Raw genomic sequence first — 15,475 nt, forward strand, 5'->3', positions numbered from 1 at the left:
TTATATGTGAACACGCTTGTCAGCCCATGTCTTCTGACCTTACCCGGTCGTCATCGTCCGATTTTCGCGGCGACATGCTGTTGACTGCCCTGCTGGCCGACCTGTCGCGTATCGATGACTTGTCGGTTACCGTGTTGCGCCTGTCCAGCCAGGGTTTGCACAACCTGCCTGATAACGTGAGCGTGGTCATGAGCGGGAGCGACGACTGCGCCGCGGCGCTCGTGCAATGTATCGCCGATGCCGATGCCGTGTGGCCGCTGGCACCGGAATCAGATGGGCTGCTCGAATCGATTTCCAGAATGGCGCTGCAGAACGGCAAGCTGCTGATCGGCAGTTCTCCTGATGCCGTGCATCTGGCCGGCAGCAAATACCTGACATCGCAAGTGCTGCGCGGTGCCGGCATCACGACGGTGGCGACGTATTTTTCAACGGACACGCTGCCGCCCAATGCACAGGCGTGGATTGTCAAACCGGATGACGGCGCCGGTTGCTCGGATACCCATCTGTTTTCGCATGCGGCTCTGGCCAGGCAATGGATTGCCGCCAGGCCGGCATGCGCCGTGGTGCTGCAACCGTATGTGGCCGGTCGGCCTTGCAGCTTGTCATTGCTGTGCGGCAGCAGCGAGCTCTTCCTGCTCGGCTGCAGCGAGCAGCGCATCGCGGCGGCGGATCACCGGATTCATTACCTGGGCAGCACCGTCAACAGCATCAGCGACACCGATGGCCAACTGGAACGGCTGGCACGCCGGGTCGTGGCGGCCATTCCCGGCCTATGGGGCTATGTCGGCATCGACATCATTTTGACCGAGCAAGGCCCGGTCGTGCTGGCCGTTAATCCGCGCATGACCATGTGTCACGCCGGCTTGCATGACTCCATCGGTGCCAATCCCGCCGGCATGCTGGTCGAGATACTGCGCAGCGGTCGCTGCAGCGAACCACGCCGCCAGAAAAACCGGCAAGTCAGTATCGATGTCGATGGCGGTCTGCCGCGCCACTGAGGCGGGCCCGGCCGCCGGCGCCATCAATAGGTGTCGCGCGCGGCAATTGTGATGTCCAGCCGGCCCAGCTTGCGATACAGCGTGTTGCGACTGAGATTGAGCTGGCGCGCGACTTTGCTGAGGTTCCAGCGCGACAGTTTCAATTGCCGGATCAGGGCGTCGCGCTCGGCCAGCTCGAGCGGATTGAGCAAGGCCAGCGGTCCCGGGGCGAGTTCCGGCAGTACTACGGCGATGTCCTCCTTCGCGCTGCCGGCAGGCACAAAAAAATCCGGCGGCAGGCAATCAAGGTGCAGTGCATCGCCATCCCGCAAGGCCACCATGGTGCGCAGGACATTGCGTAATTGACGGATATTGCCGGGCCAGGGATGACGATCCAGCGCCGCCATCAGCGGGTCGTCTATCGTCACGAGGGCGTCGTCCGGCATTTCCTGTTGCAGCACGAAGCGGATCAATTCCTGCCGGTCGCCGCGTTCGCGCAGCGGTGGCAAGGTCAGGGTCAGTCCCTGGATCCGGTAGTACAGATCTTCGCGGAATTCCCCGCTGGCGATCTTGGCCGGCAAATCACAATGGGTCGCACTGATGAGCCGGATGTCGAGCTTGATCGCGGTTTCGCTGCCGAGCGGGACGACCTCGCGCTCTTCCAGCACACGCAGCAATCTGGCTTGCAGCGCCATGGGCATGTCGCCGATTTCATCGAGGAACAAGGTGCCGCCGTTGGCCTGGAATAGTTTGCCGCGCTGGCCGTCTTTGCTCGCGCCGGTAAATGCACCGGACTTGTAACCGAACAGTTCGCTTTCGATCAGTGACTCGGGGATAGACGCGCAATTGATCGCGACATAGGGCTGGTGCGCCCGCTTGCTCGACAAATGGATGCCCTTGGCAAAGAGCTCCTTGCCGGTGCCGGTTTCACCGTACAACAGGATGGCCACGTCGCGTTCGATGATGCGCAGCGCAGTGCGGATATTGTGTTCCATCACCGCATCCGGACCGCACTGCAGGCGTTCCAGCGGCGCGCGGGATTTGGCACCGACCTCGCCCATGGTGACCGGCGCTGCCGCGCCGCCAAAAGTTTGCAGGACCGGATTTTCAGCGCTGGCACCGGCCAGCGCACAGGCAAAAAAGCGCCGTCCGTGGCGCGCATCGAAGACGACAGCCGGGGTCGGTCCGTGCTTGATGCTCGCGCGCAGCAAGGACTCGAATGACACATTAAAAAAAGCATCCAGCGCTTGGCCGACGATATCCTCAGGGGCGATGCCCAGTTGCGCCAGCGCATTACGGCTGGCCCCGAGCACGCGACAATCGGCATCGACCGCGATGAGGCCTTTGCTGAGCGTTGCCACAAACTCCGGCCGGGGATGGAAAACGAACAGCCGCGCGCCCGCGAATTCGGTCATGAAAATCCTGTTTTCAATTTCCTGCACCGACATTTTTACCAGCTCGAGCACGTGGCGCGGTGCCCGGTGTACTTCCCCCGAGGCATCCAGCACCGCCAGCAACTGGCCACGCCAGTCGAGGATAGGCGCGCCGGCGCACGTCAGGCCGGTATTGCGATACAGAAAATGGTCACCCTGATGAATCATGATGGGCCGCTGTTCCTGCAGGCAGGTTCCCATGCCGTTGGTCCCCTGAAAACGCTCGGACCAGACAGCACCGGCGACCAGGCCGGATCGGGAGGCCGCATGGGTGAACCCCGGATCGCCGAAATAGTTCAGCAGCACGCCGTCGCCATCGGTGAGCATGATCGCGTAATCCGACTTGGCGATTTGCTGGAACAGGTTGGTCATTTCGCTACGGGCGGCGCGTAGCACCACCGATGACGTCTCCTGCCGCGCAAGCAGTTCCTGACGTTCCACCACATACAGCTCGCGTGCCAATGCCGGGTCGAGCTGGTAGTCGTTGGAACAGCGTATCCATGAATCGGTAATGTGACCCGGCACGTGCGCCGACGGCGATAACGGCGAGCGGACGACGCCGCGTATGCGAGTGCAATGACTGTGCACGCTGATCATGCTGTCTCCTTGCCCGGCATGCCGTCTTGCCGGGAATGGTTGGTGTGTTCCGGACTGGAACGTGACCTCTGGCGGGTCGGTTGGCCATCGTGGCTCGGTTATTGCTGACTATTGCTGACTATTGCTGATGCAGACGCTATCCATGTCAGCTCGTCGTGACTTGTGACAAAAAAGCGATTGCTTCTAATGATAGGAAAGAACCTACCGGCCAGAATACACCGAATACACAGCAGTACCTAAATTGACGCCGACGAATTATCAGCAACCGTCATTGCACGCCGGCGCAGATCGCACTTAACCAGGAGGAATGACCCATGGATGTTCGCGCAGCAGTAGCCACCAAAGCAGGTGCCCCGCTCACCATTGAAACCGTACAACTGGACGGTCCCCGCGCCGGGGAAGTCCTGGTCGAGATCAAGGCCTCCGGCGTGTGTCATACCGATCTGTTCACGCTCTCGGGCGATGATCCCGAAGGTCTTTTTCCGGCCATCCTGGGCCACGAAGGTGCCGGCGTGGTCATCGAAGTCGGCGCGGGAGTGCGCTCGCTCAAGCCGGGCGACCATGTGATTCCGCTGTACACGCCGGAGTGTCGCGAGTGCGAATATTGCCTCTCGCGCAAAACTAATCTGTGCCAGGCGATCCGCTCCACGCAAGGCCGTGGCGTGATGCCGGATGGCACCAGCCGCTTCCGCCACAACGGCAAGGAAGTGTTCCATTACATGGGCACCTCGACCTTTGCGAACTACACCGTTGTACCGGAAATCGCACTAGCCAAAATCCGCGAGGACGCGCCCTTCGAAAAAATTTGCTATGTCGGTTGCGGTGTGACCACCGGCATCGGTGCTGTGATCTATACCGCCAAGGTACAACCGGGCGAGAACGTGATCGTTTTCGGTCTGGGCGGGATCGGGCTCAATGTGGTCCAGGGAGCGCGGCTGGCAGGTGCCAACATGATCATTGGCGTGGACATCAATCCGGAGCGCGAAGCGCTGGCCAGAAAATTCGGACTGACCCACTTCGTCAATCCGAAAGTCGTCGAAGGCGACATCGTGCCGTATCTGGTGAGCCTGACCAAAGGCGGTGCCGACCACAGCTTCGAATGCATCGGCAATGTCACGCTGATGCGGCAGGCGCTGGAGTGCTGCCATAAAGGCTGGGGCAAATGCACCATCATCGGCGTGGCCGGTGCCGGCCAGGAAATCTCGACCCGGCCGTTCCAGTTGGTGACCGGCCGGGTCTGGCAAGGCTCGGCCTTCGGCGGCGCGCGCGGCCGCACCGATGTACCGAAGATCGTCGACTGGTACATGGACGGCAAGATCAACATCGACGACCTGATTACCCACGTCATGCCGATCGAAAAGATCAACCATGCGTTTGACCTGATGAAGGCCGGCACCTCGATCCGTTCGGTGGTGACGTTCTGAGGATCGTGTGCTGTTACCTGCTCCATTGTTGACCAGCTTGTTGCGCAGGTCGCTTCACTATCGGTACTACCAGTCCTTGCGTATCAGGCCTATCCGCAGCGGCCAAGGCTGCCGGAAATAGGCGCGGTTTTTGCTGCGTTGATAGGGCAAGGAAATTACTCAAGTTCAACAACGGGTTTGGCTAAGGCTGCTGATGCAGCGCTATCCGGCCCCCTTTTCAGGAGAACTATATGACTGTTCACATCCACCCCGCCGTCGACAACGGCGTCAAGCCGGCACTGGCAGGATTTTCCGGCGGCACCTTGCTGTGCGACTGCGCCGATCACAAGGTTGAAGTCACCATCACCTCGCAGACCGTCCACAATCACGTCTGCGGTTGCTCGAAATGCTGGAAGCCGGCCGGCGCGCTGTTTTCGCAAATTGCCGTGGTCTCGAAAGACGCCGTCAGCATCACGGCCAATGGCGACAAGCTGAAGATCGTCGATGCGACGGCTGCCATTCAGCGGCATGCCTGCACCGCCTGTGGCGTGCACATGCTGGGCCGTATCGAACATACCGGCCATCCTTTTTTTGGGCTTGATTTTGTCCACACCGAACGGTCACCGCAAAGCGGCTGGGCACCGGCTGGCTTTGCGGCCTTCGTCTCATCGATCCTGGAAGCCGGTGCGCCTGCCGACCAGATGGGTGCCGTGCGGGCGCGCCTGGTCGAACTGGGCCTGCCGCCCTACGATTGCCTGTCGCCGCCGTTGATGGATGCCATCGCCTCGCACATCGCCAAGTCGCGGTAAATGCAGTGCCGGCTGCGGGTAGTCGCCATCAGCGCCCACCGTGTCAGCAGAGCTGTCGCCACCTGACTGCAGCCGGAGGTTGACCGCCAACCCGACCGCCACCCGCGCATCCTGAGCTTATCGAAGGCGCGAGCTCAGGACGAACGGTGTGGGGGACACGGCCAGCAATGGTTTGTATCTTCCTAGTCACCAACGCTGTCGGACGGATACTGCAAGGTCCCGCGAAACAGGTTGTGCATCGGCATCTTCATGTTGATGCCCCGGGGCGAAATGGGCCGCTCGAACCACTTTTGATAGAGCGCCTGCAGTTGGCCGTCATGGATAAGACGTGCCATCTCAAGGTCGACCACACGCTTGAAGGCAGGATCATCTTTGCGCAGCATGATGGCGTACGGCTCGGCGGACAGCGAAGCTCCCGTCACCGTAAATTTTTCCGGTGTGCGGGCGCTGGCGCGCAAACCGAACAGCAGCGCGTCATCCATCGGAAACGCCTCTGCGGTGCCCGCCTCCAGTAGCGCGAATGATGCAGCGTGATCCGTTCCTTCGACGATTTTCAGGTCCAGTGCACGGACCTTGTCGCGATCCGTCAGTAACTTGATGGTGGTGGTGCCCTTGGTCGTCACGACGGTCTTGCCACGCAGGTCAACCCAGTTCTGAATACCCGAATCCACCCGCACCAGCATGCGTACGGTCGCAATAAAGTGTGGAATCGTGAATGCGACCTGCTTTCTGCGCTCGGCATTATTGGTCGTCGATCCGCATTCGAGATCGGCCTTGCCTTCCACGATTGCCGGGATACGGGTCACCGAACTCACCGGCACGTAGACCACCTCAAGACGCGGCAATTTCAGTTGACGCTGCACCGCTTCGGCAATTTTTTTACACAGGTCGACGGCATAGCCGACCGGAACACGGTTCTCGTCAAGATACGAAAATGGCAGGGACGATTCGCGATGGGCAATGCGGATCGTGCGCGTCTGGCGAATCGTATCGAGAGTGCCGGTCGCCTGCGCGCCTATCGGCGATCCGCAAGATAGTCCTGACATCAATGCCAGCACGGCAAGTCTTCTGGTTAATCGTCGCATCAAAAATTTCCCTTCCCCTGGAGTTTGACAATCGTCCTTTGGTCGCAATGCCGCGATCTGACCGGGGACTGTTCTTAGCTTAAACACGTTGGTGCGATTACTACCGTTGATCGCTGCGCTATCGACGACTTTTTAGTCGTGCCAATCAATGAACATGCCGCGCAACATCAACGTGTTGTGAAGAGACATACTCCAACGCCTCGCCGGAGGAAGCGATACGGTAAAGCGTCGGCCCGTGGAGAATATCTTAAAAGCAACTCAGCGATACATTATCTGGTGCAACATCAGCGGCCACGATGAAAAAAACAGTCGCGACACCGGACCGCCAGACAACAAAAAGCCCATTCAGCTATGACGCCTGAACGGGCTTTTCGACGGCAACTTCAACGGGGTCAATCGTCCTCATCACCCTCGAGCTCGGGGAACAGCACACTCGTATAACCAAAGCGGCTGAAGTCCGTCACCCGCATCGGGTACAACACGCCGATCAGGTGATCGCATTCATGTTGCACGACGCGCGCATGGAAGCCATCGACATCGCGGCTGATGACGGCGCCAAACTGATCAACGCCTTCGTAATGCAAGGCATGCCAGCGCGGCACCACGCCGCGCAAACCAGGTACCGACAGACAGCCTTCCCAGTTCTCGACGACCTCGTCCGACAGCGGTGTCAGTACCGGGTTGATGAGGATGGTTTCCGGTACTTCGGGTGCCTCGGGATAGCGTGCGTTATTGCGCGAACCGTAGATCACCAGTTGCAGATTGACACCGATCTGTGGCGCGGCCAGGCCGGCACCGTTGACCGCATGCATGGTCTCGAACATGTCGGCGATCAGCCGGCGCATGGCCGGTGTATCGAATTCGGTCACCGGTTCGGCGATGCGCAGCAGACGCGGATCACCCATTTTTAAAATCTCGCGGACAGTCATCGTAAGCTCGCCAGGTAGTCAGTAAAAGCCTTGCCGGTTTCCGGATGCTTGAGGCCCATCGCCATCGAGGCTTTCAGGTAACCCAGCTTGGAACCGCAATCGTAACGCTGGCCTTCGTAGCGATAGGCCAGCACGCGTTCGGACTCGATCATCGCCGAAATGCCATCGGTCAGTTGCAGTTCGCCGCCGGCACCCTGTTCGAGCTTTTCGAGATAATCAAAAATCCCGTTGGTCAGCACGTAGCGACCAACCACCGCCAGCGTCGACGGGGCCACATCGGCCGCCGGTTTTTCGACGATGGCGTTGACTTGCTCGAGCATTTTTGCAAACGGCGAAACACTGACGATGCCGTACTGCCGGGTCTCGGCGCGGGGCACGTCCTGCACCGCCAGCAGGCTCGATCCCTGGCGCGAAAAAATATCCGTCATCTGCGCCAGCACCGGCGCGGTGCCGTCCGGCACGTCCATGAAGTCGTCGGCCAGCAAGACCGCAAACGGTTCGCTGCCCACCACCGGCCGCGCGCACAGCACCGCATGACCGAGGCCGAGCGCCGCGGACTGGCGGATGTAGATACACGAAATATGCTTGGGGATCACGTTCTGCACCAGCTCGAGCAACTGTTGCTTGCCGGCTGCTTCGAGTTCGGCTTCGAGTTCGTAGGCCTTATCGAAATGGTCTTCGATGGCGCGCTTGTTGCGGCCGGTGATGAAGATCATTTCGGTGATGCCGGCCGCGACCGCTTCTTCGACCGCGTACTGGATCAGCGGCTTGTCGACGATGGGCAGCATTTCTTTCGGCTGCGCCTTGGTGGCGGGCAGAAAGCGGCTGCCGAGACCGGCCACCGGGAACACGGCTTTCTTGATTTTACGCATTGGCATCTGCTTTCAAAAGTTGAAGTAATCCGGCTTCGTCGAGGATGGCCAGGCCGAGTTCCTGCGCCTTGGCGAGCTTGCTACCGGCATCGCTGCCGGCGACCACGTAGCTGGTTTTTTTCGAGACCGAGCCGGCCACCTTGCCGCCGGCCGCCTCGATGAGCGCTGCGGCTTCATCGCGTCCTAGCGTCGGCAAGGTGCCGGTCAGCACGAAGGTCTTGCCGCTCTGCGGGAGGCTGACGACCTGGCGGCCGGTATGCTCGGTCCAGTGCACGCCGGCTGCACGCAATTGCTCGACCAGTTCGACGTTAAGCGGATCGGCAAAAAATTCAACGATGGACCGTGCGACCACCGGACCGACATCGGCCACTTCCAGCAACTGCTCTTCGGTCGCAGCCAGCACGATGTCAAGCTGGCCAAAATGTGCTGCCAGTTCTTTCGCGGTGGCTTCGCCGACATGGCGGATACCGAGCGCGTAAATGAAGCGCGCCAGCGTGGTCGACTTCGATTTCTCGAGCGCGGCCAGCACGTTGCGCGCCGACTTGTCGGCCATGCGCGCCAGCTCCGACAAACCGACCAGTCCGAGTTTGTACAGGTCGGCCGGCGTGCGAATGACGTCGCGATCGACCAGTTGCACGACCAGTTGCTCGCCGAGGCCTTCAATATCCATCGCCCGGCGCGACACGAAATGCAGCAAGCCGCCCTTGCGTTGCGCGGCGCATTTGATCCAGCCGCCGGAACAGCGCGCGATGGCTTCGTCCTCGAGCCGGACGATGGCCGAACCGCACACCGGACACGCGGTCGGCATGACGAACTCCTGCACATCCGGGCCGCGCAAATCAGCGATGAACGCCACGACTTCGGGAATCACATCGCCGGCGCGGCGCACGATGACGGTGTCGCCGATACGGATGTCCTTGCGCCGGACTTCATCTTCGTTGTGCAGTGTTGCGTTGGTGACGATCACGCCGCCCACCGCCACCGGAGCCAGTCGCGCCACCGGCGTGATGGCACCGGTGCGGCCGACCTGAACATCGATGCCCTGCACCACGGTGCTGGCTTCTTCGGCCGGAAACTTGTGCGCCAGCGCGTAGCGCGGAGCCCTTGCTACAAAACCGAGTTGCTGTTGCAGGGCGGCGGCGTCGACCTTGTAGACCACGCCATCGATTTCGTAGGGCAAGGACGCCCGCTTGGCACCGGTCTCGCGATAGAAATCGAGCAGGCCGGCCGCACCGTGCACGATCTTGCGCTCGTCGCACACCGGGATGCCGAGTGCGCGATACCAGTCCAGCAGGCCCGAGTGCGTGTCCGGCATCGCCACGCCGTCGAGCGCACCGATGCCATACGCAAAAAAGCGCAGCGCGCGCTGCGCCGTGATGCGCGAATCGAGCTGACGCAGACTGCCGGCCGCGGCATTGCGCGGATTGGCGAACTCCTTGAGACCGGCCGCACGCTGACGCGCATTGAGGCTGGCGAAGTCGGCCTTGTAGAGCAGCACTTCGCCGCGCACGTCGATGAGCGCCGGCGGCGTATCCGTGTGCAGGCGCAGCGGAATGCCGCGTATCGTACGGATGTTGACGGTGACGTTTTCACCGGTGCTGCCGTCGCCACGGGTGGCTGCTTCGACCAGTACGCCATGTTCGTAGCGCAAGTTGATGGCCAGGCCGTCGTACTTGAGTTCGGTGGCATAGGCCACTTCGCCGACAACCTGCAGACCATCACGCACGCGCCGGTCGAAGCCGATGACATCCTCGTCGGCAAACCCGTTCGACAGCGACAGCATCGGCACCGAATGGCGCACCTGCACGAACTCCGGCAGGGGCGGCGCACCGACGCGGCGGGTAGGCGAATCGACCGTCACCAGTTCGGGATGGGCCGCTTCGAGGGCTTCGAGCTCGCGGAACAGGACGTCGTAATCAACGTCCGCAATGACCGGACTATCGAGCACGTAATACGCATGCGCGTGGCGATCGAGCAGCCTGCGCAAAGCCGCTGCGCGCGCCGCAGGATCAATCGATGCAACCTCGGTCATGATCAGCTGAACAAGCGTAACGCACGCGACGAGCCGGCCGGAATATCGGCCGCCATCATGTTCGCGTAAAACTCATCGACTTGAACGGCGATGTCGGACAGGGCCTGCTCCGGCAAGGGTTGGTTGCCGTCGTCAACGACCGTGCCGTCCATGCGCAGCGACAGCGAGCGGGCGCAGGCAATCAGCGCCCCGAAACCGTTGTGGGCCTGAGCCACGCGCGGCACATCGAGCAGCAGTGTCAGGCGCGAAGTGGTGTCGGCCGCCAGCGTGACGTTGGTCGACAGCGAAAACAGCACGTCGCCTTCGCCATCCGGCATCACCAGCCGGCCTTCGGGACGCAGGTCGAAACCCTGTTTTTCGAGGGCGATGAGCAAGGTGCTGATCAACCACGGTTCGCCATTGGACTGGATATTGACGCTCAGTTGCGCGTCGAATTCGGTGATGAACTGGTACAGCGCGCGGGCGCTTTGCATCACATGCTTCATGTCCGGAATATCCGGCTCGGCACCGAGCTCTTCGGCCACGGCACGCAGTGCCATGACCAGCTCGGAATATTCGATTTCATTGAGCGACGAAGAACGGTTGGCCAGTTGCACGCCGACCTGCAGCGCGCTGTATTGCGCGCCATGGGCAATCGCTTCCCAGTGGGTGCCATCGCGCAAGCCGATGGTGTGCAAGGGTTTGCTGCCGGCCTGGCGCAAGTCGCGGAAAGCGGCCATGATTTTTTCACCGCGCAAGGGACCGTCGAGGGCCAGCGGGATCAGGCAATCGACCAGTTCATCGACCGGCAGGTCCTGCGCCGTCGTCGGGGTACCGGCCTGGACCGCGGAGTCACCATCGGCCGCTGCATCGGCTGCCGGCAGCGATTGACCATCCGTGTCCGGCGGCGTTTCGCCAGCGGCAAAAAACCCGGGCTCCTGCCGCACGGCAGGCGGCGTCGCGTCGTCGCGCGATGGCGGCGTCATCAGCACATCGTCCCGGGTCGAGGCGAAGGCCCGTTCAACACTTTTTTTGGCTTTGAATTCCTGCCACTTGTTGTAGCCGATAACGGCGATGACGATGGTGCCGCCAATGGCGATGAGGCTGGCTTGTAGGTCGGTCATGCCGCGGTTGCCTCGCTGGCCGGCTGGCGCAAAGCGCCGCCTTGCCTGAATGTTAAGTCGGAAGTTGATATTGCTCTGGAAAAAAATGGCACGGGTGTCTTTGGAAGTCAGGGCAAACAGTGAAGGAAAAGCAAGCTGGCTAGCACTACCAGGGTGCGAACAAACGTCTTCCAGAATGGCGCTTAGGGTAAGTGTGGATACCTGAAGTTGTCAAGCCAGCCCGGGCATGAGGTCAAGAAATAGTGATCCGGCGTAAGCCTCGCTCACTGTGGCTCCTGCCAGCAAGTCGATAAAAATTCGGATAGCAATGGAACCACTAGTTTCCAAACAACAAAATTTCTTAAAAGTACTTTCAACAATAACTACTAATGGTTACCATCAGGGAACTAAAGCGACTTTTGATCGCCATGTTCCCTTCTCAGTTGGCTGCTACACCGCAAAAGGAACCATGATGCATGCAGGCATGTTCACCGTCCGGAGATCCGGGCACCTGGCCGGACTGGTACTGGTTGCCGTCAGTTGCTGCACCAGTCTCATCGCCTCTGCGCAAATGCAAATTCCGAATCCGCTCATTCGTCCGCGTGGACTGATCAATCCGGCCACGGGCGACGTCCCTCCATTGCCGGGGGCGACCGGAACATCCCCGCGCACCACGATACCGGCAGGCTACCCGCCCACTGGAGCGGTCACCGATAACCCGCTGCAACGCGAACTGACCGAACAAAAAGAGCGGTTTGCAGGATTTTATGTCTCCGCCATTGTCGGCAAGCAAGCCGTACTGCGTCGCTCGGCCGCGCAGCGCGTCAGTACCAGCACACAGCCAGCGCCTGCGGTCGGTACCAGCATGGCACCAGTGCCCCTTGGTGCGCAGTCGCAGGCCATGAGCGCCCGCAACGATGCCCTGATGCTCACTGATGGCGAATCGTTCGATGCGACCGGCAATGTCGGCAGCCTCTATGCGCGGGTCAGTAACCGGCAAGTGGTGATTTTCCACGTCGCCGACGGCAGTACGGCAATACCGAAACCGGGCACGCGCTACCCGATCGTGTTCGTCGGCGAACTCGAAACCTCCGGCAATCCGGCCCAGCCGGCCATCGTGCTGGAACGTCCGGACCCGCTCTACAAACGCAGCATTACCGTTGAAGTCAAGGCACGCAGTGCATCGGCTCCGGTCAACGATGCCCAGAATCAAAATCAGAACCAGTCGCTGCCGGGTGCCTTGCCGGCACCCCTGCAGTGAGCCGGGAAGCGCGCTGATGAATACCATCCTGTCTCCTGACAATAGCCTGCAAAGCCAGGTCGGCAGCTTCCTCGTAGCAACCGGGGTAATGACAGCGCAACAACTCGACGTCTGCCTGCGCCAGCAAAAATCCACCCGCGAAGGTGGCCAGCAAGCGCTGCTCGTCGAAATTATCGTCCGCAACAAATTTGCCAGCCAGGCGCAAATCGGCTTTGCGGTCAAACGACTCGACGGCGAAAACGACTCGCTGTTATTCCGTCAGCTGCTGCCGCTGGCGCTGTGCAAGTTGCATAGCGTCTTTCCGGTGCAGGTAGAAAGCGGTGTGTTGCAACTGAAAGCCGCACGCATCCTGCCGGGGAACGCCCGTCGAAGCCTGATCGAGGCCTGCGAGGTCAAGGTAACCGGCCTGCGTATCGAACCCACTGATATCGGCGATATCCGCCGCTCGATCGATAGCGTCTACAGCGCCGCCCACAGCTTTGAGGCGATCGCGCTGCGCTTGCGCAGCGAAGAAATCAACGGCTTGCTGCTCAAGCAAGCACTTGAAGCGATGCTGGCCGAAGCCATCATGCTGCGTGCCTCCGATATCCATCTGGATAAACTGCGCGACCCCGGCGCCTGGATCAGCTACCGCGTCGATGGCAAGCTCAGGCCGACCCATCTGGTACCGGAGCGCACCATGGCCGCGCTGTTCTCGCGCATCAAGAACGAGTCCGGCATGGATGCGTCGGACACCCGGCGCGCCCAGGATGGCCGGCTGTCACTGGCAGGCGCCGGCACCGGCGTCGAATTCCGCGTCGCCACGCAACCGATCGCCGGCGGTGAAACCATCGCCATCCGGGTGCTCGATCCCTCCGCGATGATCGGACTCGATGCGCTGTTCCCGTACCAGCTGCAGATGACCGACCTGTTCCGCCAACTCGCGGACGTGCGCGGCAAGACCGGCGGACTGGTGCTCATTTCCGGTCCGACCGGCTCCGGCAAGACCACCACGCTGTATGCACTGGCACAGAACTTCGGGCGCGACCGTATCAACGTCATCACGGTCGAGGAACCGGTCGAATACATCCTGCCGTTCGCCCGCCAGATTCAGCTGAACCAGCTCCTCAACGAAAAATCGGTCGACCTCGAACGCTCGGTGCTGCGCCAGGATCCGGACGTGCTGATCCTCGGCGAGATCCGCGACAACGACACCATGCGGGCCGCGCTCAAGTTCGCCGAATCCGGCCATCTGGTGCTGGCCACCGTGCATGCCAAGGATGTCGCCCAGACCTTCGAGCGCGTACTGTCGTTCTGCGATCCCGCCACCAAGCAGGAGGCGCTATACATTCTGGCCAACCAGCTCAGCGTGGTGGTCAACCAGGGCCTGATCCCGAAGCTATGCACTTGCGCCAGCGAGATCGACCGCGAATCGGCCGTCGAACTGAGCAGCACACGGGGTCTGACCTTTCATGGCCATGCGCGATTCCTGCATCGCGGCGGATGTGCCGCGTGCAACCAGACCGGCTACCGCGGCCGGGTCGCGATCCACGAGACCGTCGTCATTCCGAACGGCGATGCGCTACGCATGGACATCACGCGTCTGCTATTCGAATCGATCCACAACTTCCAGGCCGTATTTGCGATGGAAGCCGTCACGCATATCAGCAAGCACCAGGTCATGGCCCAGCTGCTCGAATGCCATGTGATCGACGCCGACACGGTTACCCAAGCAATCAAGGCGGGCTTCTGACATGGATAGCCTGAAAAACTTCAGCGTCACCTACCTGCTGCCGTTCGCCGCCGATGCCGATGCGGTGCGCGACCGCAGCGCGCGCAAGCACTTCCGCCACAACCGCATCATGGTCGCCGCCAGCCGCGAGCAGATCGTGCATGACGTGCGCAAAACCGGCGGCGTACCGATTGAGATCCGCATCATCAAGCCGGCCATGAACTGGCTCAATCCGGTCTCGCGCGATTACAAACAGCAGTTCCTGCTGGCGATTTATTTCAATACGCAGGCGGGTCTGAGCGCCGGCCGCGCCCTCAAGCTGGTGATCGATGCCGAGAACGGTCCGCTGCGCCAGCGCCTCAATTTTGCCAACCTGATCCTCGATGGCGGCGGTAGCTTTCTGGATGCAATGGAGGCGCTGGACTTCTTCGACCAGACCACGCTAGCCATCCTCGAAGCCGGTGAAAAAACCGGCACGCTGTCGAGCGCCATCAACACCGCCATCGACTATTACCAGGCCCGCGCCGGCACCCTGAAAATCCTGATGGGTACGGCCATTTTTACGGGCATCGAAGTAGCGTTCTCGGTGCTCTCGCTGATCGGCAACCGGGTTGCGGTGCTGCCTGCCATTGAAAAGGAAATCGGCGAGAACAACACGCCCGAAAAAATCGCCAGCATCAAGCGCGGCATTGCGGTGGCCTATTTTGCCAACGACCTGATGCTGGTGGTGTCGCTGGCGCTGATCGTTTTCGCCGCGGTCTGCACCTGGGGCTACTTCAATGGCAGCAGCGATTTCCGCAAGAAAGTCGATGACCTCATCCTGCGTATCCCGCAGGTCAAGGACATCATCCTGCACGGCGCACTGGCCAACAGCACCAAGGTGGCGGTCTCGCTGATCCGCGGCGGCGTCGACCTGATGGCGTCGTTTGCGATTGCCGAAAAAGCCTCGCGGGTGCCGCGCGTACTAGGCTACTGGCGCGCTGCGGTCAGACGCATCGAAGACCGCGAAGACATCGCCCACGCGCTGGCGCAAACGCCGCTGGAAAACTCCGAGCGCACCCTGATCCGTTCGCACACCGATCGCCATCAACTGGCGCGCGCCTTTGAAGTCATCGCCGAACGCCGGGAAGTGTTTGCGCAACGCGCTGCCAAAAAATTCCAGGTGCTTTCATTCATTGCCACGCTGGCTTTTTCGCTGGTGGCGGTGCTGATTGCCCTCTTCGTTGCGCTGATCCAGAGCGAGGGCAGCCTCGCCTCGATGACTTCGTTATAGGACAAGCGAAC

Annotated in this window: 12 protein-coding genes; 6 read left to right on the forward strand and 6 right to left on the reverse strand. The window is 60.9% G+C overall.

What is annotated here, in order from left to right; all coding sequences use genetic code 11:
* Positions 1-26 precede the first annotated feature (26 nt).
* On the forward strand, positions 27-998 hold the full coding sequence (locus RHM62_RS12615; RefSeq protein WP_322122442.1) for an ATP-grasp domain-containing protein: 972 nt from the start codon (positions 27-29) through the stop codon (positions 996-998).
* Positions 999-1,021: 23 nt separating this feature from the next.
* Here the strand turns inward: RHM62_RS12615 and RHM62_RS12620 are convergent, their stop codons facing one another.
* Positions 1,022-3,007: a sigma-54-dependent Fis family transcriptional regulator gene (locus RHM62_RS12620; protein WP_322122443.1), complete on the reverse strand. Its 1,986-nt coding sequence runs from the start codon at positions 3,005-3,007 to the stop codon at positions 1,022-1,024.
* A gap of 314 nt (positions 3,008-3,321) precedes the next feature.
* Between RHM62_RS12620 and RHM62_RS12625 the strand changes: the two genes are divergently transcribed.
* Complete coding sequence (locus tag RHM62_RS12625) at positions 3,322-4,431, forward strand: S-(hydroxymethyl)glutathione dehydrogenase/class III alcohol dehydrogenase (RefSeq protein ID WP_322122444.1); 1,110 nt, start codon at positions 3,322-3,324, stop codon at positions 4,429-4,431.
* A 230-nt stretch (positions 4,432-4,661) separates the two neighbouring features.
* The gene (gfa, locus tag RHM62_RS12630) at positions 4,662-5,219 is read left to right on the forward strand and encodes an S-(hydroxymethyl)glutathione synthase (protein WP_322122445.1); all 558 of its coding nucleotides are present in this window, start codon (positions 4,662-4,664) and stop codon (positions 5,217-5,219) included.
* Between the two features lie 182 nt (positions 5,220-5,401).
* Here gfa and RHM62_RS12635 read toward each other — a convergent pair whose 3' ends face one another.
* From RHM62_RS12635 to RHM62_RS12655, 5 genes are all read right to left on the reverse strand, one after another.
* Complete coding sequence (locus RHM62_RS12635; RefSeq protein ID WP_416172257.1) at positions 5,402-6,265, reverse strand: amino acid ABC transporter substrate-binding protein; 864 nt, start codon at positions 6,263-6,265, stop codon at positions 5,402-5,404.
* 431 nt (positions 6,266-6,696) lie between these two features.
* Positions 6,697-7,233 (reverse strand): peptide deformylase, encoded by a 537-nt coding sequence (gene def / locus RHM62_RS12640; protein WP_322122447.1) that lies wholly within the window; start codon positions 7,231-7,233, stop codon positions 6,697-6,699.
* Positions 7,230-8,105, reverse strand: a complete 876-nt coding sequence (galU, locus tag RHM62_RS12645; RefSeq protein WP_322125407.1) for a UTP--glucose-1-phosphate uridylyltransferase GalU — start codon at positions 8,103-8,105, stop codon at positions 7,230-7,232. The genes def and galU overlap by 4 nt, the downstream gene beginning before the upstream one ends.
* Positions 8,098-10,137, reverse strand: coding sequence for an NAD-dependent DNA ligase LigA (gene ligA, locus RHM62_RS12650; RefSeq protein ID WP_322122448.1), 2,040 nt, complete (start codon positions 10,135-10,137; stop codon positions 8,098-8,100). Before ligA ends, galU begins: the two co-directional genes overlap by 8 nt.
* Positions 10,138-10,139: 2 nt before the next feature.
* Complete coding sequence (locus RHM62_RS12655; RefSeq protein WP_322122449.1) at positions 10,140-11,240, reverse strand: cell division protein ZipA C-terminal FtsZ-binding domain-containing protein; 1,101 nt, start codon at positions 11,238-11,240, stop codon at positions 10,140-10,142.
* 448 nt (positions 11,241-11,688) lie between these two features.
* Between RHM62_RS12655 and RHM62_RS12660 the strand changes: the two genes are divergently transcribed.
* From RHM62_RS12660 to RHM62_RS12670, 3 genes are read left to right on the forward strand one after another with little or no spacing between them, the layout of a single operon-like run.
* On the forward strand, positions 11,689-12,480 hold the full coding sequence (locus RHM62_RS12660) for a hypothetical protein (RefSeq protein ID WP_322122450.1): 792 nt from the start codon (positions 11,689-11,691) through the stop codon (positions 12,478-12,480).
* A 16-nt stretch (positions 12,481-12,496) separates the two neighbouring features.
* Entirely contained in the window at positions 12,497-14,212 is a 1,716-nt protein-coding gene (locus RHM62_RS12665; protein WP_322122451.1) for a GspE/PulE family protein, read from the forward strand.
* Between the two features lies 1 nt (position 14,213).
* Positions 14,214-15,464 (forward strand): type II secretion system F family protein, encoded by a 1,251-nt coding sequence (locus RHM62_RS12670; RefSeq protein ID WP_322122452.1) that lies wholly within the window; start codon positions 14,214-14,216, stop codon positions 15,462-15,464.
* Positions 15,465-15,475 lie beyond the last annotated feature (11 nt).

This window comes from Actimicrobium sp. CCC2.4 (assembly GCF_034347385.1).
Classification (GTDB): Bacteria; Pseudomonadota; Gammaproteobacteria; order Burkholderiales; family Burkholderiaceae_D; genus Actimicrobium.

Coding starts and splice junctions, on each gene's coding strand:
- RHM62_RS12665 (WP_322122451.1), top strand. CDS start 12,497: ATGAATACCATCCTGTCTCCTGACAATAGCCTGCAAAGCCAGGTCGGC.
- RHM62_RS12625 (WP_322122444.1), top strand. CDS start 3,322: ATGGATGTTCGCGCAGCAGTAGCCACCAAAGCAGGTGCCCCGCTCACC.
- RHM62_RS12670 (WP_322122452.1), top strand. CDS start 14,214: ATGGATAGCCTGAAAAACTTCAGCGTCACCTACCTGCTGCCGTTCGCC.
- gfa (WP_322122445.1), top strand. CDS start 4,662: ATGACTGTTCACATCCACCCCGCCGTCGACAACGGCGTCAAGCCGGCA.
- ligA (WP_322122448.1), bottom strand. CDS start 10,137: ATGACCGAGGTTGCATCGATTGATCCTGCGGCGCGCGCAGCGGCTTTG.
- RHM62_RS12615 (WP_322122442.1), top strand. CDS start 27: ATGTCTTCTGACCTTACCCGGTCGTCATCGTCCGATTTTCGCGGCGAC.
- RHM62_RS12660 (WP_322122450.1), top strand. CDS start 11,689: ATGATGCATGCAGGCATGTTCACCGTCCGGAGATCCGGGCACCTGGCC.
- galU (WP_322125407.1), bottom strand. CDS start 8,105: ATGCGTAAAATCAAGAAAGCCGTGTTCCCGGTGGCCGGTCTCGGCAGC.
- RHM62_RS12635 (WP_416172257.1), bottom strand. CDS start 6,265: ATGTCAGGACTATCTTGCGGATCGCCGATAGGCGCGCAGGCGACCGGC.
- RHM62_RS12620 (WP_322122443.1), bottom strand. CDS start 3,007: ATGATCAGCGTGCACAGTCATTGCACTCGCATACGCGGCGTCGTCCGC.
- RHM62_RS12655 (WP_322122449.1), bottom strand. CDS start 11,240: ATGACCGACCTACAAGCCAGCCTCATCGCCATTGGCGGCACCATCGTC.
- def (WP_322122447.1), bottom strand. CDS start 7,233: ATGACTGTCCGCGAGATTTTAAAAATGGGTGATCCGCGTCTGCTGCGC.